At 40.5% G+C, this 21,706-nt stretch carries 16 protein-coding genes; 8 read left to right on the plus strand and 8 right to left on the minus strand.

All coding sequences use genetic code 11. The features are described 5' to 3' along the window. The 3 genes from PASHI_RS10190 to iadA all read left to right on the plus strand — a co-directional run bounded on the left by PASHI_RS10190 (window position 1) and on the right by iadA (window position 5,658). On the plus strand, window positions 1-2,928 hold the full coding sequence (locus tag PASHI_RS10190; RefSeq protein ID WP_062565510.1) for a TonB-dependent receptor domain-containing protein: 2,928 nt from the start codon (window positions 1-3) through the stop codon (window positions 2,926-2,928). Window positions 2,929-3,070: 142 nt separating this feature from the next. Further along, on the plus strand, window positions 3,071-4,480 hold the full coding sequence (gene yfcC, locus PASHI_RS10195) for a putative basic amino acid antiporter YfcC (RefSeq protein ID WP_062565511.1): 1,410 nt from the start codon (window positions 3,071-3,073) through the stop codon (window positions 4,478-4,480). 11 nt (window positions 4,481-4,491) lie between these two features. Further along, window positions 4,492-5,658 carry a beta-aspartyl-peptidase gene (iadA, locus tag PASHI_RS10200; RefSeq protein ID WP_062565512.1) on the plus strand — a complete coding sequence of 389 codons (1,167 nt, stop codon included), beginning with the start codon at window positions 4,492-4,494 and terminating at the stop codon, window positions 5,656-5,658. A gap of 16 nt (window positions 5,659-5,674) precedes the next feature. Here iadA and paeA read toward each other — a convergent pair whose 3' ends face one another. From paeA to PASHI_RS10220, 4 genes are all read right to left on the minus strand, one after another. Beyond that, window positions 5,675-6,961 carry a polyamine export protein PaeA gene (gene paeA / locus PASHI_RS10205; RefSeq protein WP_062565513.1) on the minus strand — a complete coding sequence of 429 codons (1,287 nt, stop codon included), beginning with the start codon at window positions 6,959-6,961 and terminating at the stop codon, window positions 5,675-5,677. Window positions 6,962-7,100: 139 nt separating this feature from the next. Next, the gene (locus tag PASHI_RS10210) at window positions 7,101-7,793 is read right to left on the minus strand and encodes a substrate-binding periplasmic protein (RefSeq protein ID WP_062565514.1); all 693 of its coding nucleotides are present in this window, start codon (window positions 7,791-7,793) and stop codon (window positions 7,101-7,103) included. A gap of 124 nt (window positions 7,794-7,917) precedes the next feature. After that, a complete protein-coding gene (locus PASHI_RS10215; protein ID WP_062565515.1) occupies window positions 7,918-9,027 on the minus strand; it encodes an arginase family protein in 1,110 nt (369 codons plus the stop codon). Window positions 9,028-9,316: 289 nt separating this feature from the next. Further along, complete coding sequence (locus tag PASHI_RS10220) at window positions 9,317-10,096, minus strand: DUF2189 domain-containing protein (RefSeq protein ID WP_062565516.1); 780 nt, start codon at window positions 10,094-10,096, stop codon at window positions 9,317-9,319. 145 nt (window positions 10,097-10,241) lie between these two features. On the opposite strand from PASHI_RS10220, the gene udp reads away from it, so the two are divergent. Continuing rightward, window positions 10,242-10,997, plus strand: a complete 756-nt coding sequence (gene udp / locus PASHI_RS10225; RefSeq protein WP_058584290.1) for a uridine phosphorylase — start codon at window positions 10,242-10,244, stop codon at window positions 10,995-10,997. On the opposite strand, the gene cdd is transcribed toward udp, so the two are convergent. Together cdd and PASHI_RS10235 are read right to left on the minus strand one after the other, a co-directional pair. After that, the gene (gene cdd, locus PASHI_RS10230) at window positions 10,989-11,915 is read right to left on the minus strand and encodes a cytidine deaminase (protein ID WP_062565517.1); all 927 of its coding nucleotides are present in this window, start codon (window positions 11,913-11,915) and stop codon (window positions 10,989-10,991) included. The two genes, udp and cdd, sit on opposite strands and share 9 nt — an antisense overlap. 165 nt (window positions 11,916-12,080) lie before the next feature. Continuing rightward, window positions 12,081-12,449: a hypothetical protein gene (locus tag PASHI_RS10235; RefSeq protein ID WP_062565518.1), complete on the minus strand. Its 369-nt coding sequence runs from the start codon at window positions 12,447-12,449 to the stop codon at window positions 12,081-12,083. Between the two features lie 337 nt (window positions 12,450-12,786). On the opposite strand from PASHI_RS10235, the gene PASHI_RS10240 reads away from it, so the two are divergent. Further along, entirely contained in the window at window positions 12,787-14,826 is a 2,040-nt protein-coding gene (locus tag PASHI_RS10240; protein WP_062565519.1) for a tetratricopeptide repeat-containing sensor histidine kinase, read from the plus strand. Here PASHI_RS10240 and ppc read toward each other — a convergent pair. Next, window positions 14,823-17,468: a phosphoenolpyruvate carboxylase gene (gene ppc, locus PASHI_RS10245; protein WP_062565520.1), complete on the minus strand. Its 2,646-nt coding sequence runs from the start codon at window positions 17,466-17,468 to the stop codon at window positions 14,823-14,825. The two genes, PASHI_RS10240 and ppc, sit on opposite strands and share 4 nt — an antisense overlap. A 423-nt stretch (window positions 17,469-17,891) precedes the next feature. On the opposite strand from ppc, the gene PASHI_RS10250 reads away from it, so the two are divergent. Both PASHI_RS10250 and PASHI_RS10255 read left to right on the plus strand, forming a co-directional pair. Beyond that, entirely contained in the window at window positions 17,892-18,638 is a 747-nt protein-coding gene (locus tag PASHI_RS10250) for an SDR family oxidoreductase (RefSeq protein WP_062565521.1), read from the plus strand. Window positions 18,639-18,648: 10 nt separating this feature from the next. Next, entirely contained in the window at window positions 18,649-19,257 is a 609-nt protein-coding gene (locus PASHI_RS10255) for a flavin reductase family protein (protein WP_062565522.1), read from the plus strand. Window positions 19,258-19,272: 15 nt separating this feature from the next. On the opposite strand, the gene PASHI_RS10260 is transcribed toward PASHI_RS10255, so the two are convergent. Then, window positions 19,273-20,352: a M24 family metallopeptidase gene (locus PASHI_RS10260; protein ID WP_062565523.1), complete on the minus strand. Its 1,080-nt coding sequence runs from the start codon at window positions 20,350-20,352 to the stop codon at window positions 19,273-19,275. Between the two features lie 129 nt (window positions 20,353-20,481). On the opposite strand from PASHI_RS10260, the gene PASHI_RS10265 reads away from it, so the two are divergent. After that, complete coding sequence (locus PASHI_RS10265; protein ID WP_062565524.1) at window positions 20,482-21,702, plus strand: M24 family metallopeptidase; 1,221 nt, start codon at window positions 20,482-20,484, stop codon at window positions 21,700-21,702. Window positions 21,703-21,706 lie beyond the last annotated feature (4 nt).

A 21,706-nucleotide genomic window follows, 5' to 3' on the forward strand; every position in this document is an offset into this window, starting at 1 on the left:
ATGTTTCGTCAGTTATCAATTGCTGTAGCAATCAGTGCTGTGCTGTGCCCAGTACAAGCTGTGTATGCTCAAAACGACCAACAATCAGAAAAAATTGAACGAGTAGAAGTAACAGGATCACGAATTAAAGGGGTTGATTTAGAAGGAACCATCCCGCTTACAGTGCTTGACCAAGATGCAATCAAGCGCTCAGGAGCGAACACTATTCATGAATTATTAAAAGATTTATCCGTTTTTAAAGGCGGATCCGGTACCTTTTCAACATCAGAAAGTGGTGGTACATCAACCTCAACGCCAGCGGGTCAATCCGCTGCGAGCCTTAGAGGTATGGGTCCTTCTGCAACATTAACGCTGATTAATGGCCGCCGTGTTGCACCAAGCTCGTTCGCAGCAGGCACTGAAAACTTTGTCGATGTGAACTCAATTCCACTTGCTGCAATCGAGCGCATTGATATTTTAGCCACTGGCGCATCAGCAATTTATGGTGCTGATGCTGTCGCTGGTGTTATTAACTATATTCTTAAAGATGACTATCAAGGAGCTGAAGTAAATACTTCTTACACCAATAGTTTTGACAGTCATGACGAAGCTAAGAAGCAGCTTAACTTAGTCTACGGAACCAATATCGGTGAAAGTAACTTAACGGTATTTGCTGATATTTACGACCGCAATGCCTTTAAAGCTACCGACAGAAGTTATACCGCAACACCTAATCTAGTGAATGGTTACTCATATTTACCGAAACTTGAGAACTCACCAAACATTTATTATTACAGCAGCCGAGATGGCAATGAACTACCAGCGCCAAACTGTAAAACAGAGCTTGTCACGACTGAGTATGGTGAGCAAATTTGTGCTTACTATGCTAACCAAGATGATTACCTAGAAACCCCATTTGAAAGCCTTTCAACTGGCTTTATGTTTAACAGCACCTTAGGTGATTTAGATTGGCATACCGATTTCTTCTATAGCCAAACTAAATCAAAAGCCTATTCATCACCTGCACCAATCAATCAAATAAACGATGATGATGGTCCGTTTATCATAGAAGATGCGCTATTCATTTATGATAACGCTGATGGCAGTAATGACTTAATGGACCAGCTTTATATTGATCCATTTACCACTCAAGCAGGTCGAGATGTTTATGGCTTTGCATTTGATGCACGTTTTAATTCACCGCGTACTGTTGAAGTTGAAACTAAAAACTTTCGCTTAGTCAGTAGCCTAGCTGGTTACATTGGTGATTGGAGTTGGGAGTCAGGTGTAACATTTTCTCGTTCTAAGTCAGAGCAAGAAGCGATTGATGGTATTTACAACCGCTACCAATTTCATGCTGCAATCACTGGTGAATTATGCTCTGACGGTTCAACGGCTACATACGATGGAACACAGCTCAATTGTGCGCAAGGTCAGTTAATGCCATTCTACAACCCTTTTTTACAGGGTGATGCTAATAATGATGCGGTGCTTGAGCTTGCAAAAGCAAACCCTAGTAGAAGTGGTGAAAGTACAGTTTACGGATGGGATTTAAACTTTAATGGCGACTTATTTACATTTAATGAGTTACCCATTTATGCTGCATTTGGTGTTGAGGCTCGCCGAGAAGAGTTAAAAGATATTCCGTCTTTAGACTCTCAAGCGCGTGCTGAAAATGGTTATTTAGTTGATGTTTTTGGTTTTGGCTCGAGCTTATCAGAAGCAGACCGTACGCAATACGCTGCATTTGTAGAGTTGAATATGCCAGTTACTGAGCAGCTAGAACTGCAAGTTGCTGGTCGTTACGATCATTACAATGACTTTGGTGGAACGTTTAACCCTAAAGTTGGTTTCAGCTACCGCCCTTCAGATTCTCTAATTATTAGGAGCTCTTGGTCAACGTCGTTTAGAGCACCTTCATTAACTCAAGCTGGCGTAAAATTACGTACCACACAATCAAGCTTTGATTGCGGCGCAAATCAGGCAGTTGCAGACTTATACTGTATGGGTGATGGTACGGAAGTCAGTGTTAACAGCCTAGAACTTGGTAATCAAGCACTCAAAGCCGAAGAGTCTGAAGCGCTCAGTATTGGCTTTGCATGGAGCCCATCTGTAAATACCAATCTAACTGTCGATTATTGGCATTTTGATCATGAACAAGTTATCGATACCAATATGACTGCCGTCCTAGATAGAGCAATTACGGATGCTTCTCTTCGTCACTGTGGCTTAGTACCACAAGGACAACAAGGTATTTCGTACGAGCAGCAGCTGTGTGAAGTAACCGATAATGCTGGCCTTAATATCGAAAGTGATGGCGCTAATCTTTCAGAGATCCTAACAAACTATATTAGTGAGTTTAACCCGCGAGAAGATGAGCTATTCCTGCCACTATTTAGAGACCATGTTATTCCACTGGAAAATACCGGCACACAAACCTTAGCGGGTATCGACTTTAAATTCGATCATCGTTTTCTTTTTGCAAAAGGTAATTTAACACTCGCTTTTGATGGTACACACTATTTAGAGTTTGAGCGAAACAAACCCGGTTCAGATGCAATCGAAAAGCTAATCGGCACTTATCGCTACCCTGAAAATGTTGGCAGATTCTCTATCGATTGGGATGCCGAGAGTTATTATTTAAACCTAGGCGCCAATTATACCAGTAGCTATGAGGATGATATTGAAGGGCTTCGTGGCCGTGAAATAGATGAGCTAGCAGAACTTGGCGAGCTTAATGATGAGTTAAAACGCGATGTTGATGACTGGCTAGTATGGGATTTATCTGCCGGGTATTTTATCAATGATTCATTATCAATCCGTGCTCGTATCGATAATATCTTCGATAAAGAACCGCCTAAACTGTATGGTTCAAGTCGAGGTTTTGATTCTATAAACCATAATGCTTATGGCAGTCGCTATACGTTAAGTTTGAGCTATCGCTTTTAGCAAGGTTTGGGCGGCTTAATAGTCGCCCACATCTTTGAGCTTACGTTATCTTAAACTGACGACTCTCAGTATTAATCTTTCTTAGCAAGGGCTACAATACCTTGCTTATCTTATAAACGTCGAATGACATTTAAGTGACTTTATGAAAAACAAACAGTTTGCGATGCCAGATGCGAGCATCATTTTGTTGTGCGTCGCAGTTATCGCCTATTTTGCCAGCCTATTTATAACCCCCGGTGTGTTTAATGCCGAAAAAGATAGCCATAGCGTTGAATTATCACAATATCAAACAGCCTCAGATCATACACCGCCAGCATTTTTTGCAGAAGGTGGTGAAATTGGCCTAGCTAATGTCTTATTTGAAGGGTTAGTGTCAGGTGATAAGTATGGCGCAGCGATTGGTGTAATGGCGTTTATTTTAATCACTGGCGGTGCGTTTGGGATTATCTTAAAAACCGGTGCGATAAATAACGGCATAATGGCACTCATTAATAAAACACAACATATTGAGTGGGTATTCATTCCTCTCTTGTTTGTGCTTTTCTCTTTAGGGGGGGCGGTTTTCGGCATGGGTGAAGAAGCCATCGCCTTTTGTATTGTGTTATTCCCGATTATGAAACAACTTGGCTATGACGCAAAAGTGACGGTATTAACAACCTATGTTGCTACACAAATTGGCTTTGCTACCTCATGGATGAATCCATTTAGCATTGCCATAGCTCAATCAATTGCTGAAATTCCCGTTTTTTCTGGCGCAGGGTTCAGAATGGTTGCTTGGCTTGTTTTTACTTCATTTGGCCTTGTATTCACCATTCGCTATGCCAATTCTATCAGAGCAACTAAACAACAATCTAACCAACACATAAACAGTGCAATAAATTTAGATAACGCAGATAAACTAATCTTACTTACTTTTATTGCTGGCATTGTTTGGGTTATTTGGGGCGTGATGGCTCGGCAGTATTATATTCCTGAACTAGCAGCGCAATTCTTTTGCCTAGGTATTGCTTGCGCTGTAATAGCCAGCCTATTCAAAAAACAAACTGCCAATGAAAGCGCAAACGCATTTAAAGAAGGTGCCCAAGAGCTCTTACCTGCAGCGCTTTTGGTTGCTTTGGCAAAAGGCGTTATTTTAATACTTGGCGGTAGCGATTTAACGTCACCTTCGACCCTTAATACCTTACTGTACTATAGTGCCACCAGCATCTCAGTTGTGCCCGATTATATTGCTGCTTGGGGCATGCTATTATTTCAAAGTGTATTTAACTTCTTTGTTTCGTCTGGTTCAGGACAAGCAGCCATAACAATGCCGCTAATGTCGCCGCTCGGTGATTTATTAAATATCTCACGTCAAATTGTGGTGTTGGCATTTCAGTTGGGTGATGGTTTAACTAATATTTTTATTCCTACTTCTGCTAGTCTCATTGGCTGTTTAGGTATTGTTAAATTAGATTGGAGTGAATGGGCACGTTTTATTTGGCGCTTCACTTTGGCTTTGTTTGGCCTTGCCAGTGGTTTTATTTTTCTCGCACACTTTATTAACTATCAGTAAAAGATTTAATTATGTTAACACTTATAAAAGGCGCAGACGTTTTCGCCCCCTCACCTTTAGGCATTCAAGATGTCCTTATTGCTGGCACAAAAATAGTTGATATACAGCCTGAAATAACTATCGATACCTATCAGGGGATTACCAAGGTAGATGGCACTCATTGTATTTTGGCCCCGGGGTTTGTGGATTCACTCGTTCATATAACTGGCGGTGGCGGCGAAGCTGGCTTTGCAAGTAGAACACCAGAAATGAACCTGACTGATGCAACACTGCATGGTACAACTACTGTTATTGCAGCCCTGGGCACTGACTCAAGTAGCCGAACTCATAGTAACCTGATTGCTAAAGCAAAAGAGCTGAAAGAGCTTGGGCTCAACGTTTTTTGTCATTCGGGCTCATATCATTTACCTGCGAAAACACTGACAGGCTCTATCACCAGCGATTTAATGTACATAGATGAGTTTATTGGCGTGGGAGAAGTTGCTATATCTGATCATCGTAGCAGCCAACCCACAGTGCAACAGCTGGCAGAACTGGCTGCAGAGGCAAAAGTGGCCGGCATGTTAAGTGGTAAAAAAGGCACTGTCAGCATTCATGTTGGCCCTGTTGATACACATTTATCGATATTGCATGAGGTTGATAAGCTAACCGATATTTCGCTAGCACAATTTTACCCAACTCACATGAATCGTAATATCGACTTACTTAATGCTGGGGTAGAGTTTTGTAAAGCCGGTGGCACTATCGATTTTACAACAAGTACAACAGAGTATGACCTTGCTCATGGTGAATACTCTGCCGCACACGCACTTGCCTATTGTATAGAGAATAAAGTCGACCCAACGAAGCTCACTATGAGCTCTGATGGCCATGCAAGCCTCCCTATTTTTGACAAAAGCTATAATCTGCTTGGCCTTGAAGTAGGTAAAGAGTCCACATTGCATGGCTCGTTTGTAGAAGCAGTGCAAAAATTTAATGTTTCGATTGAACACGCTTTAATGGCTGTTACATCAAACCCTGCACAGATACTGGGTATAAATAAAGGTGTAATTAAGCAAAATGCAGATGCCGACCTTGTGTTACTTAATAAAACAACGCTTGCGCCAACAGAATGCTGGTCAAAGGGTGTTCATATGGTAAGCAAAGGCAAAGCACTTGTTAAAGGCACCTTTGAATAAGGCCGCAATCGGCGGCCTAAACAGTATCCGAAATTCGAGTAACAAGTAGTTGCTCGACTTTCACCCCTTCAACATCAACAACCTCAAACTTATAGCCACCGTAATTAATAAACTCGGCGCGTTTAGGCAGGCGTTTCATGGTGTATATTAAAAACCCTGCGACTGTTTCGTAATGAGACTGTTCAGGGAACTCTTCAATTTCAAGTACCTTAGCAAGCTCAACCACAGGTGTTAAACCATCGACCAGCCAAGATGAATTATCACGTTGAATAATTAACTCTTCACCCTGGTGGCTAATTAAGTCGCCCATAAATCCTTTCATTAAATCTTTAACAGTAACAATACCTACCATTAGCGCATACTCATTAACCACTACGGCAAACGGCTCTGCCGCTTTTTTGAAAGTATTTAGCGCCTCTGAAAGACTCAATGTTTCTGGCAGATAAAAAATATCTTGGCTTATCAGTTCATTATCGATTTCAGCGGTTTGCCCTTTTAGCACTTTGCGCAAAATATCTTTTGATTCAACCGAACCAATTAATTTATCTAAACTACCATCACAGACTAAAAAGTGATTATGAGGGTGCTCAATAATTTTGGTTGCAACTTCTTGAGCATCCGCCTTTACATCAAAAAACACAATTTGATCACGAGGAGTCATCACACTCGATAAAAAACGTGCCTCTAAATCAAATACATTGCCAATTAGCTCATATTCTTGTTGCTGTAAGCTGCCGTACTCTGCCCCTGCATCCATCATCGCAACGATGTCTTCTGTGGTGACAATATCTTCTCGTTCAGCGGGTACTTTAAACGCGCGTAAAACCAAATTAGTTATACCATTAAAGAAAACAACAAAAGGAGTGAGCGCAAAGGTCACCCAACGCATAATGGACACCACGTTAACTGCAACTGCCTCTGGCATAATCATGGCTAACCGTTTAGGTAATAAGTCAGCGAATAGAATAAACAAAGAGGTAATACTCAAAAACGAAATCAAAAAGCTGATTTGACTCAATAACGGGCCTTGATAAATCATGCCTAAAATTTGTTCTATGTAAGGAGATAATGCTTGCTCACCAACAATACCACCTAAAATGGCAATTGCGTTGAGGGCAATTTGTATCATGGCAAAAAATGCCCCAGGTTGCTCTTGCAAACTAAGTACTGCTTGGGCTTTTTTGTTGCCTTCGTCCACCATAACTCGTAATTTGATCTTACGAGATGCCGCAATCGCAATTTCGCTCATTGCAAACAATGCACTGATCAAAATTAAAATCATGATAATGAGTAAATCACTCATTGTAGCTCCTAATAATTAAGCGCATTCAGAGTGTTGAATGCAAACAACTTTTTGCTCGTTTAGGCTAGCGAGAGTTTGGCGAGAATGGACAAAAAGCAGCTGATTATAGCCACTTTGTAGCAATCAACAAGTGCTATTTTTAATCGTTAATAGCAAAGCCTTTATTTAATTTTTCAAGAGTAACAGGATTGATATTTTTATTGCAGGCAAAGTATAACTGAGGTGTGCCAACGGGCAGTTTAAATATCGGTTTTAAATCTTCAAGGGTGCTGTCGTTATCGCGCTCATATTTAAATTGTTCATCGCTGAGGATGACTAAATCTATACTTGAGCGTCTGCTTTTCAGTACATCGTAAATATTGTCAAAACTATCAAGTAAGATCAGCTGATTACGCTCATCAAAGCCGTTTTCTTTTAGGTAAATGTGTGAATAGTTATTTTTTAATACTGCAATTCGGTATTTCTTAGCTTCATCTATGTTAGCTATAGTTACTTGCTCAGATTTAAAAGAATAGAATGACGCTGAAAAGCCACCAATTTTCGCTACCCAAGTAAACTTATCTTCGCGTGCCGGAAGCCTTGCCATAGAAAAGATGCAGGTATTGCTATCACGCAATGCAGCGTTATATGAAATTGACCAAGAATTTACTGACAGCTCATAATCTACGCCACTTTTTTCTAAACCTGATTTAACTTTATCAACCACAGTGCCAGTTAATACGCCATTTTTATCTAGGTATTGAAAATTAGGAAAGTTTTCGGTCACCACAGTGATCGCTGCAAAACAAGGTTGCAGAAAAAGCAGCAATGACAGGGTTAGAATTGTGCGCATGATGAGCGATACCAAATAAATTATAATTATTTTTTATAATAATATAGCTCGAAGTTGCAGATATTGAAATATTATTTAGTAAAAAGGAATGAGCGGAAACAGGGTGTTTCCGCTATAGAGTCAATTACTTATTCATTGCATTAATCAAAAAAGCTGAGATTTTAGCGCCTTCTCTTAGAGTTGTTTCAGAACTTGTCTGACCGATTAATGAGCTATCTGTGAATGGTGCAATTTCCATCATGTCAGCACCAGTAATTGGGAACTCGTCAGCCAATGCAACTAGAATGTCTAATGCATGCTGAGGTGTTAAACCACCGGCTTCTGGTGTTCCTGTCGCTGAAGCAAAGCTTTCATCAAGTGCATCAATATCAAAGCTCACATAAAGCTCATCAACATTATCTGCTTTTAGCTGCGCAATAACTTCTTCAGCAACAGCTTTAGCGCCACGTTCGATGATTTCGTGTGCCCAATGTTGTTTAACGCCAAACGTGTCTTCCCAGTGTTGCTTAGGCTTACCACTAGAGCGAATACCAAATTGAATTAAGTTACGTGGAGCTGGTAAGTACTCAAGAATATGTGTACACCACGAACCAAAACATAAATCGATACCTAAACGTTCTACTAATAAGTCTGTATGAGCATCAAAATGAATGATTGCAGTGCGTTTACCTGCATCACGTTTTGCTTTTAAGTAAGCTTTAGTCAGCGGGTAGCTAATTGAATGGTCGCCACCAATACCAAAAATACCCTTATCTGGGTAATTTGCATAAAAGCCATCACAGACATCTTCAGTGATAGACAAAGGCGATACATGATATTCGCTGTTTTCATCAGCATATAACGCTTTTTGACAGTTTGTAATGGTTGCATCGTTAAGGTATTTATCATGCAATAAATGCGGGATCACACGAACATCGCCTAAATCAAAGGCGCGCGCTTGTGGTTGTTGATCAATCAAAGTAGAACGTAAAAATAATGGACCCCAGTTAGCACCACGTAAAATACCACCGCCACAGTCAGAGCTAATACCTAAAATTACCGCTTTGTGTTCAGACTCTGCCAGTGTTTCAAGTGACTCTTTCCAAAGCACATCAACATTATCTGTTTGACCGTATAATTTAGTACGCAGCGCATCTTTACGTTCTTTTGCTGTATTAACTGTAAATACGCCATCGCCAGGAGGACAAAGACACTGACTTAGTTTTTCGTGGAAGGCTTTTTGTGTGTTACTCATCTCTACTCCGCTGATCTTTATCTGCATATTCATGCGTAATTAAAAAAGTTACGCAATTAAGTTTGTGTATAGTCTAGATTTTTGAGACTCAACAATCACTTGCTCAACCAAACCTATAACTCACTGATATTAAATGGTTATAATTTTAATGCAGATGAATTTAAACTGCTCTAGTCAAATAAGAGCGCTGTATTTTGGCAGGTATAACATGCGCGAAAAGAAAGTCAAATTTTGCGGCAACCTAGGTGATTGCCGCTATAGATTTATATTCAAACGAAGTGAATACTCATTATTCGTAGCCTCTTGGCTTCTTAGTTTTGATAACGGCAATGTATGCATGCCAGCTGGCGTAGCTCAATAAAGGCATAATGACAATAAACCCAGCAGTGCCTGTAATAAAGCCGACAAATACTAAACATAGTATCAAACCAGCCCAGACAACCATGGCACCGAAATTGGTTTTAACCGCATTCATTGAAGAAATTACCGCAGTCATAATATCAACTCTGCGTTCCATCATAATTTGCGGGGTAAACGCTGAGATAGCAAATACAGTGACCAGTAAGATACCACCGACAATACTACCGAGCGTTAAAAACGCAGATAACTGCTCAAAACTCGGGTTAACAACGTTCGGGTACAATGCATGAATAAGTGCAGCTAAGCGCATCCAAACAATCATAATTACCATTAATAACACCGCAAAGCCCCATTCACCTGCAGGGTTTCTAAACATCGATTTAAGGCTGTGCATTAAAGTGGGTTTGTGGCCTTTTTCAAGCTCCCATGCGACATCGTAAAGTCCGGCAGCAAAGGCAGGACCAATTAATGCTAAGCCAACGACTGCAGGCAATATAACTAAGTGCGTATCAAACTGATAAACAAAATACATGATAGTCGCAGGTATCAAGGTAAATACTAATCCGTAGACTAGACTCAGTATGGGCGCATTAGCGATATCTTTAAATGCAAGTGCTAACCAATGAAAAGGCGCACCAATTGAAATTTTCGAGCTTTCTAAACAGCGTGCAAACTCATGGTGTTTACTCATAGAAGATGAAGCAGGCATAATATATCCTCTTTTATCGTTACTTCTTTAGGTTTAGGTTATCTGTGCAATTCTTGCAACATTGGTGATCTAATAGGACATCTGTCCTGTACTTTAAACACATATGATTAAAGTATTACGCTTTAGACAAAAATAAGGTTTAATAATGGAAAAGGTATTTCACTTAGGGCTTACTCGTCAGGACTTAAACGGCGCAACCCTTGCGATTGTCCCTGGCGACCCTGACCGCTCAGCACGCATTTCAACACTTCTCGATAACCCTGAATGCTTAGCGAAGACCCGTGAATTTCATGTATACCGAGGTGAGCTTAACGGCCACAGTGTTGTAGTTTGTTCTACCGGTATTGGCGGCCCATCTACATCAATTGCTGTTGAAGAGCTTGCTCAGCTAGGTATTGATACCTTTTTGCGTATTGGCACGACCGGTGCAATTCAGCCACACATTAACGAAGGCGACATTTTAATTAGCCAAGCTTCAGTTCGTTTAGATGGTGCTAGCCAGCATTTCGCACCACTAAGCTACCCTGCTGTGTCTGACTTCTTTGCAACACAAGCGATGGTAAATGCATGTGATAAGCTAGGAATTAATTTCCACATTGGTATTACTGCATCGAGTGATACTTTCTACCCGGGTCAAGAACGTTACGATACTTATTCTGGCTATGTTCCTCGCTCATTCCAAGGCAGCTGTGAAGAGTGGCAAAAACTAGGCGTGATGAATTATGAAATGGAATCAGCAACACTATTTACTATGTGTGCCGCCCTTGGCTTACGCGCAGCCTGTGTTGCAGGTGTATTAGTAAATCGTACTAAACAAGAAATTCCGAATGTTGACCACGGCGAGATTGAGAAAAAATCAGTCGCCGTCGTCATTGAAGCTGCAAAACTATTGCTAAACTAGTTTAGCAACACAGTGCTCAAATGCTGGTGGGTTTGCAAAGCTTGCCAGCACACTTTTAGCCACCTCATATTGATTTTCTGCCCCTTGTGTTTCTAACAAGGTGATTGACTTAACTGTTTTATCATCAAAGGTTAAGCCCGCAAGATAAAACTGACTCAATGCACTTTGTAATGGCGAAAGGCTTGGACTATAAGCAGCATTTTCAGCATAACTTCCGTAAAAGTCACCTTCATCAAAAGTCGTTAATTTTACCGCGCTAAAGTTACCTGTGTATGGCACGTATGCATTGAGTGCCAATTGAATAAGTTTAGCATCATCAATCGAAAGCTCAGTAAACTGTTTATCGCTTTGCTTATTAGAAAATAAACAGGCTTCATTGCCTAGGTCTTTTGGGCCAAATGAATAAGGTAATAACTCATGCAGATTAAAGTCACGTTCTGGCAATAAAATCTCAAGTGAGTCTGCGGTGCTCAATTCATTCATAAATTGACGGCAGTAACCGCAAGGTGCATCGCTAATAGCAATTTTTAACACTGCTTGCGCGCCATTAAGCCATGCATTATTAATGGCTGATTGCTCAGCATGAACGACCAAACTCAATGCTTGATGAGAAAACTCAACATTTGCGCCAAAATAGAAATTTGTTTCGCCTTGCTTGTTTAACCCAACTGCAATGGCGCCCACATTGAATTTAGAAATAGGCGCGACAGAAAATAAACTTGCGACGGGTACACAAGCTTTTAGTAACTCAAGTTGGCTAACTTGAAACTGCTGACAAAGAGAAGAAATATCAGATTGAGATAAGATGCCACGTTGCTGTTTAAGCTGGGCAAAAAGAGAATTTTTTTGTTGATCATTGAAGCTAAATGGCTCTGAATTTTGAGCTAGTTTGCTTGCATCTATCCTAGTTGCTGTCATAACAAATTATAATTATTAATTGGCTAAACAGTTTAAAAGGTTACGTAATGAATTGCTAGGTTTTGGCGGTAAACATCAAGGTAAATCGCACAATAAAAGCTAAAAATTAGCGGTATTTGTAAGCCCAGATATACACAATAAAATAGCGATGACTAGCTCGACTAATTATTGACGAACCAGCCAATTTTTTGCTTTGTTAAAACATTCAAAGTTTTCAGCTTGTAAGTTATAGCGCTTTGCTTTTTGCATAAATAAGTCGTGCATAAAACCATCAAAACTTACAACTATTGCTACAACAGCTTTTTTCAAAGAGTTTGCCACTTCCGGCATAATGGTGAATAAATCAGCAGGTGCGAAATTGTGCGTCATCTCAGACACATCAACGAGTATTTTCTCTGACCCATGTAATTCTGAATATTGTTGGGCAATTTGGTAAAAATTTATCACATCCTGTGCACTAGCAGTCCCTCTTAACGTCATCATCACGAGTGACGTCGATGCATCATAAGTGATGCAAGTAGACACGTTTGGCATAAGTTACTCTAAAAAAGCGTGGGGGTTGATTTGGCTTAACGGTAGCTGAACCAAAAAGCTGGGCTATTTTATTAATATCGCCTCTCTAGTCAATACCTAGCAATAAAATAGGTATGACCAGTTGTAAAATTCAGATTTTAGGATTAGATCTACTTTAAAGAGTTGTTATGCAAATTCATATCTTATTTACTTTAGACACAAGTATGAGTTTTCCTTTCATAGAATCAGCTTTTTCAGATAAACCTATATTTAGTTAAAATTTATAATATTTAGCGTTAATTAGACAGCAAAATGGGTGAGCGTTTTTTAAGCTCACTTTTAAATGGATTGGTGTGTCATGAAAGCGCGATTGGTTATATTATTTGGCTTTACCTTGTTGATTTTATTAATTTCAACAACACCTAAAGCGATGCCCATTAAAGAATTTGAAAAGCTTAGAACCTCAATAAGGCAAAGCTACGCCAGTTCACCTCAAGAAGGGCTTGAGTTTGTCAATGCGCTGATTGAAACTACCGAACTAACACTAGAACAAAAGATTATAGTCACTAATTATAAAGCTTGGTTTTTGCTTGAGACTGACAAGCTTGAACAAGCCATGGAAACCATTGTTAAGTACATGAATATGGTTTCTCAATCTGATGAAAAAGACCTCATGTATGGCTATTTTAATATTTCAGGGGGCATTTATGCGCGCTTAGGTCTATATGAAGAAGCCTTAGCGTACTATCGCGATGCCATGCCATTTGCACAATCTCGAGATGAGCGTTTAGTTTATCAAACCGAAAATAATATCGCTTTAGTAAAGCTACGTTTAAACCGTTATAAAGAAGCTGCCGACTCGTTCACATACTATCGAGATTATGCCCACAGTAAAAATCAAACTCTCAACGAATCATTTGCAAGTAATAATTTAGCGCTAGCTTTAATTGGGTTAAAACAGTATCCAGAAGCACTCAAGATTATCAATGAAGCTATTGGGCTGCAAAGCCAACACAACTACACCACTCACCTTGCTTCAAGCCTTGTTTTAAAAGCCAAAGTATTACGTTTTCAAGGTTTTTTAGAAGACTCAGAAAAGGTACTCAACGAGGCTTCAACGCTTATTGAAAATAAACAACTTGAGAATGAGCAACTTAATATTATTTTATGTTTAGCAGAAACGTATGAGGCACAAGGACATACTGATAAAGCACTCACAACGCTTGCATCCGTTGATACTCACACTGTTAGCCATACTAATTTTGAAACCCTATTATCGATTGCCAAATTAAGTGCAGAGCTTTACGAGCAACAAAAAAATTATGTAAATGCACTTAGCGCTTATAAACAATATTCGTACATTAACGCCGCTATTTTAACCAGACAAGCCAAAGTGAATTTAGCAAAAGCACTTGCAGAAGCCGATGTTGCCGCAAAAGAAGTAAGAATTTCTAACCTAACTCGTGCTGAGCAAATAAAAGCAACTAAAGCCAACGCATTTAAAGACCTCACGATTGTAGTAAGCATCTGTTTAGTTGTTATTTTATTTGGCTCACTTATCGCCATTAACAGCATAGACAAACAAAAACAAAAATTAACTAAAGCATTAGAGCAGTTAAAAGATACACAAGATCATCTGATTGAAATCGAAAAAATAGCCTCTTTAACAGCACTGGTATCTGGTATGGCGCATCAACTTAATACCCCTATTGGCACCATAGTGACCGCAAGTTCATTAATCGATGATTACATGGAAGGTTTAGAAGAAAAATTTAAAGCCCGAGAGCTCTCTAGCAAACATTTTCATAAGTTTATTACCGATACCAATAGCGCTAAAGAGTTGGTGATCAGTAGCATTAATCGACTTGCCGGAATTGTCGAAGAATTCAAAGCGCTCAATGTGTCTATTCACCTTGATAAACCAATGAGCAAAATACAGCTACCAAGCTTTATTAGTCATCGTTTATACCCTTTGAGTAAACATCTTGGTAAGCAAATTGAGTTTAAAATTCATGGTGATGAGGCTGTTATTACGTCATATCCAACTATCTTAAGTGATGTATTAAAAACCTTGGTTATTAATTCCTGCGAGCATGGCTTTGTTAATTCTGACCAAGGTGTTGTCGAGGTAACAGTTAAAGCCTATACACATGTGGTTGAAATTACTTACCAAGATAACGGCGTGGGAATAAACGACGAAATACTTCATGAAATATTTACGCCATTTTACACCACTAATTTAGGCGGAAATCATTTAGGGCTTGGTTTAAACGTGGTATTTAACGCGGTTAAATATAACCTAAGAGGGAAAATCGGCGCCGAGCCATGTAACCACGGCGCACGATTTGTTATTAGCCTACCAATCGATGCTCGATTGGTCGATGATACTAGCTATTAACCGGTATTACGCATACCTGCAGCGATACCTGTCATAGTGATCATCAAGGCATTATCAATATCGCCTTCAGATCCCTCGTCAGCTTCGCGTGAACGACGCAGTAACTCGACTTGTAATAAGTTAAGTGGATCTGTGTACGGGTTACGAAGTGCGATTGACTCTTTGATCCAAGGTTGGTCTGCAAGTAAGCTCTTTTGTGGGCTAAGCGACTGAACAAGCTCAATCGCCTCGCTCAATTCTTGACGTAGCTTCACGCCTAATGGCTTATATTGTTCAGTTACTAGTGCATCATCGTAATGCGCACTTAACCATGTATCTGCTTTACTAAATACCATTTCTAGCATCTCTAAACGAGCACGGAAGAATGGCCATTTTAAGCTCATTTCATGAAGTGTCTCGATGCCATACTTATCTAAAGCAGCTTTAAGGCCTGTTAATGCACCCAACCAAGCTGGAAGCATTAAACGGTTTTGGCTCCATGCAAAAATCCATGGAATAGCACGAAGGCTTTCTACTCCACCGTTCGGGTTACGCTTCGCAGGGCGAGAACCAAGTGGTAATTTAGAAAGCTCTTGCTCTGGCGTTGCCATTCTAAAATAAGGCACAAAGTTTTCATCATGGCGCACAACTTGACGGTAATGCTCACAAGAATCTGCACTAATAAGCTCCATAACATCACGCCATTCGCTCTTAGGCTCTGGTGGCGGCAACAAGTTACTTTCTAGAACTGCACCGGCATAAATATTTAAGCTTTGTAGCGCTACAGCAGGCAAACCAAACTTAAAGCGGATCATTTCACCTTGCTCTGTTACACGTAGGCCACCTTTTAATGAACCTGGAGGCTGTGAGCGAAGAGCTTGGGCAGCTGGCGCGCCACCGCGACCAACAGTACCACCACGGCCGTGGAATAAAATAAGTTCAATACCGCGATTTTCGGCTAATTGTACCAGCTTATCCATAGCTTCATATTGTGCCCAACCGGCAGCCATCATACCTGCATCTTTTGCTGAATCTGAGTAGCCGATCATGACATTTTGCTGGTTTTGAATATGACCTCGGTACCAAGTGTTATCAAGTAAACATTCGATAACCTCTTTACCATTATTTAAGTCGTCTAACGTTTCAAATAATGGCGCAACCGGTAAGTTAAACTTACAACCACTTTCTTTAAGCAATAACTGCACTGCCAGTACATCAGATGCGGTACGTGCCATCGAGATAATATACAAGCCAAATGTTTGAGCATCTTGCGCTGCGATTACATCGAATGTATCTAGCACCTCTTGTACTTCTGGGCTTGGTTGCCAATGTTTTGGAATTAGCGGACGTCGAGAGTTTAGCTCAGCAAGTAAAAACGCTTGTTTGTCTTCTTCTTGCCATTGATGGTAATCACCTAAACCTAAATAACGTGTTAGCTCAGAGAAAACATCACCATGACGCGATGAATCCTGACGTACATCAAGTTTTGCAAGGCGCAGACCAAAGCTATTAATACGGCGCAGAACATCAAGTAGCAAGCCATCGGCAACTACTTTCATGTTGGTCTTAATAAGCGAGCGATAACACACTTCGATTGGGTGTTTAATTTGCGCGATATCGGTAATTAAATCTTCAGAATCAGTGCGCTTTTTCTTAATTTTAGCGCCCAAATGCGTCACAGTTTCAGCAATTTGATTCTTTAATTTTTTAAGTACCGCACGGTAAGGTTCAAAGTCTTGGCCCGCAAGCTCAATAAGCTCATCGCTTGCATCCGACATAGATAACTCATTGCTTAGCGTTTCGATATCACGCGAATACAAATCAAGTGCCATCCAGCGACCATGATCAAGTACTTGCTGTGTGACTTCAGCAGTTACAAACGGGTTACCATCACGGTCGCCGCCCATCCAAGAAGTAAATTCAATTGGGCTGAAATCAATAGGTAGCTCTAAATCAAGCTCTGCTTTTACGTCTTCGCCAAACTCACGTAAGAAACGCGGAACAGCGTGCCATAAGCTATTTTCAATAACCGCAAAACCCCATTTAGCTTCGTCAATTGGCGTTGGGCGTGAGCGACGAATGTCATCGGTATGCCACGCTTGGCTAATAAGTTGGGCAATGCGGTTTAATAAATCTGCACGTTCACTAGGTAAGTTGTCTTTACGCTCTAAAGAGGCAAGGCAATCACTTAATTCTACGTGTTTATTGATCATTGTACGGCGTGTCACCTCAGTTGGGTGAGCCGTCAGAACTAAATTGATGTGGAGTTTTGAGAGTGTTTGCGCCAAGTGATTAGGATCAACTTGACCTTGCTTTGATGCTGTTGCTAACGCTTTTAATGTTTGAGTGAGAGGGTTTAGTTGGCAAAAACCAACATCATTAAAGCGAGATACGGTATGAAATTGTTCAGCAACATTAGCAAGATTCAAAAAATGATTAAATGAGCGTGCAACCGGTAATAGTTCTTCATCTGTGAGAGCGTGTAGTACTTCGATAAGCGCTTGTCTGTCGGCTTCGTTACCACTACGTGACGATTTAGATAAAGCACGAATCTCTTCTACCTTATCTAAAATGGCTTGTCCTTGTGCATCTTTAATGGTTTGACCCAGCATTTGTCCAAGCATACTAACATTACCGCGAAGTGCAGCGTATTGTTCACTCATTCTCATACTCCTTTCTTTAACTAAGTTGAAAGTACTTACTGCACAGTATTTAGCCAAGCACGAACGCAGCTAAACACTGATCCCTTTTATTAATATCATTGTCAGCGTTAATTTAATAGATCGAATTTTCTAACATACTCGTAAAAAAGAATAACCAATCTATAAACATAAAAGTGTAATAAATACGCAGCTTAGTCAGCTGCAAAGCGTTAAAGCCAGCTCAATTGGTAAAATGGACTTACCAATTTAAAAGGTAAAATCCCCGTAATTTAAGGCATCCTTAAAGTTTGCATGGTCAAATTTTTACCCGCCTTTTTTATGTGTTTGTAGGTTTAGATCAAGACAAACAGAGCTACTATCACTTTATTAGTTGGTGATAGTTTGAGCGAAAAAATTTTCAAATATTTTTATAACAGGTCAAAAATGCAACTCTATATTTTGTGCGGTGCAAGCAGTGAAATTGCAAATGCCTATTTCACCACTCTATATAAACGAATAAACACGGGTCATATCGTAACCATCAGTCGAGGTGAATTTAAGGCAAGTTTTAATGAATCTATAAGCAATGAGATAAGCCACCAGCATTTTATTACTGACTACTCAGAGCAAAGCTTAAGTGGTATTGCGAAAGAACTTGCCGGTGGCCAATATGATTTGGCCCAGTTGATGATATTTAACGGCCTATTGCATGATCCAGATAATGTGCCTGAACGTAAACTTGAACAAATATCTGAGCAGCACTTTATAAATAGCATGATGACAAATGCTCTACTACCAATTCGCTGTGTGACGTTATTCTCATCGCTTTTAAAGCCACAAGTTTCAACTGTGGTGTGTGCCCTTAGTGCACGTGTTGGTAGCATTCGTGATAACAAGTTAGGCGGTTGGTATAGCTATCGGGCATCGAAGGCGGCATTAAATATGTTATTTAAATCTGCAGCAATTGAACTTAGCAGACGCTATAAAAAATGCCACTGCGTGTTATTTCACCCAGGTACTACTGATACGCCATTATCAAAACCTTTTCAGGCAAATGTGCCCGAAGGAAAGCTATTTACCCCTGAGTTTGTAGCTGAGCAATTGTATTTATTGATAAGTGATGCTGACTATTTACAACAATCACACAACCCTGCCTACTTTGACTGGCAAGGAAAACCCATAGACTGGTAACAGGAAATTTATGCATTTAACAAAACAAGCCATTGCTGATTTAGAAAACCGCTACCGCGCCCATCTAATTAATAGTTTGTCGGGGTTTAAAAGTGCCAACTTAGTCGGCACACAAGATAATAATGGCCAAACTAATTTAGCCATTGTTAGTTCAGTATTTCATCTTGGGGCACATCCCCCTTTAGTGGGTATGATAATTCGCCCTCATTCAGTGCCTCGCCACACCCTAGAGAACTTATTAGCGACTAAGCACTACACGATTAACCATGTCAACAAAGACATTTATAGCAAAGCGCACCAAACATCGGCACGCTACGACAAGGACGAGTCTGAATTTGATGCAACAGGGCTTACTACTGAATACCTAAATGACTGTACAGCGCCTTTTGTTAAAGAAAGTAAGCTTAAATATGCGCTTGAGCTGAAAGAACACCACCACCTTGCAATTAATGGCACTGAGCTAATCATAGGTGAAATAACCGATATCTACTTAGATGAGGCTTGCTTGCAAGAAGATGGCTTTGTCGATATTGAAGCCATTGATACAGTCGCAGTGAGCGGGCTAGATAGTTACCATGTAACTGAACGTTTAGCCCGCTTAGCGTATGCTAAAAAATAATCTTTAATTTAAGCACTAGAGTATAAATGGCTTAGGCGCATGGGTTAACACCTCAAAGCCAGATTCGGTGACAACAATGTCATCTTCTAGGCGCACACCACCATAGCCTGGTATATAAATGCCAGGCTCAATGGTGATCACATTACCAACTTCAAGGTTGTAGTCTGTCAATGTGTTAATAAATGGCACTTCATGTAAAAACAGCCCTAAACCATGACCAAGACCTTTACCCGCATACTCGCCAAAGCCCCCCTCTGCAATTACATTGTTTGATATAACATTTAAATCTAAACAATTAACACCTGGTTTAACCATTTCAAGTGCCGCATTTTGTGCATCGAGTACGGTATTATAAATACGGGTTTGTTTTTCTGACGCTTCGCCAATGATGTAACTGCGGGTCATATCAGAGCGATAACCATTTACAACCGCACCAAAGTCAAGGGTTACAAAATCACCTTGTTTTAAAACCTGATCTGACGGGTTACCATGCGGCAAGGCTGAGCGTTCTGCAAACAGCATAATAGTAGCAAACGACATTCCTTCTGAACCGAGCTTTTGCATTCTAAATTCAAGCTCTAACGCAAGGTCACGCTCAGTTACACCCGGTTTAAAATAAGGTAGCGTTTGTGCTAATGCTTCATCAGCGATGGCTGCAGCAGCTTTAATTTGTGCAACTTCCCAGCTATCTTTAACGCGTCTTAGTTTTTCAATTAAACCGTTTACCGCTGTTAAAGTGTGGCCGCTTAGCTCATCTGCCACACCTTGCCAAATTGCTACCGTGACATAACTTGCATCAAATGCGACATGGCTGTTCGGGTTAAGGTGTCTATTTATACAATGGCCAAGGGTTTCGTTGTCTCTGTCTCGACAAACAATTTCGAACCCTGTTGTTTCAGCAATTGCACGTTGGTGGTATCTGTAATCAGTGATCAACACACACGCATTTTGAGTAATTAATGCATAAGCAGCATTACCGCTAAAACCACTTAAGTAACGAATATTTTCATGACCAAGTACTAACATGGCGCTGTAACCTTGTTGCTCTAGCAAGGCTTTAAATTCAGCTTGTCTTTTTAAGTAATTAACTTGCATTGTCGCTCCTTATTTTTTGCGCATGCTAACAGTTATGTCCATAAATACGAATATTATGCGATTAGTCGCAGTGAGTTTGCATCAGCTGTTTACTCAAGCCACAATGCACAAAAAACCAAGGAGTACACAATGACAACTTACGGTATTGGCACACAAACGCCAGAGCAGGCGCTTGACTCTTTGTCAGATATGACAACAGATTTAACCCCTATTCAAAATGACGAATTTCATGCACGTATCGCAAAAGCACAAGCGTATATGCAAGCAAACAATATTGATGCAATATACTTAAATGCAGGCACTAACCTAGCCTACTTTACAGGTATGCGTTGGTACGCAAGTGAGCGTTTAGTTGGCGCTATTTTACCTGCTAAAGGTGATGTGCAATACATAGCACCGTTTTTTGAAATCGGCAGCTTAAACGATTTTATGGTGATTGATGGCCCAATTCGTGGCTGGCAAGAACACGAAAACCCTTATCAACTGTGTGTAGATGTTCTTACAGAAATGGGCATTAGCAAAGATGGTACCCTTGGTATTGATGAAAGCGCACAGTTTTTCATCTACGACGGCATTAATAAAGCGAACGGCAATTACAATATTGTTAACGCACAGTGCGTAACAGCTCACTGCCGCATGCATAAGTCAGCCAGCGAACTTGCCCTAATGCAACGTGCAATGGACATGACTTTAGAAGTACATAAAGCAACGGCAAGTATGCTTTATGAAGGTATCACCACAACTGAGGTTGAAGCCTTTATTAAAAAAGCGCACCAAAAAGTCGGCGCACCGGGTAACTATTTTTGTATTGTGTTATTTGGTGTTGCGTCGTCTTTCCCGCATGGCGTTAAAAACCCGCAAACCCTTAAAAAAGGTGATGTGGTACTGATTGATACTGGCTGTAAAGTACATGATTACCTCTCTGACATTACCCGTACTTATGTATTTGGTGGAGCAACCGATCGCCAACGTACGTTTTGGCAACACGAAAAAAATGCCCAACTTGCTGCTTTTGCTGCCGCAAAAAATGGTGAGCCATGTGGCAAAGTAGACGATGCTGCAAGGCAGTACCTCGCCGAAAATGGCATGGGACCAGAGTATCAAACACCAGGCTGCCCACACAGAACAGGCCATGGCATTGGTTTAGATATTCATGAATGGCCATACCTAGTGGGTGGTAACCCTACCCCACTCGCAACAGGTATGTGTTTTAGTAACGAACCTATGTTAGTAATACCGGATGAGTTTGGTATTCGCTTAGAAGATCACTTTTATATGACAGACGAAGGCCCGCGCTGGTTTACCGAGCCTGCTCATAGCATTGATGACCCATTTGGTTTAGCTAAATAAAATT

The organism is Pseudoalteromonas shioyasakiensis, from assembly GCF_001550135.1.
GTDB classification, from domain to species: Bacteria; Pseudomonadota; Gammaproteobacteria; order Enterobacterales; family Alteromonadaceae; genus Pseudoalteromonas; species Pseudoalteromonas shioyasakiensis.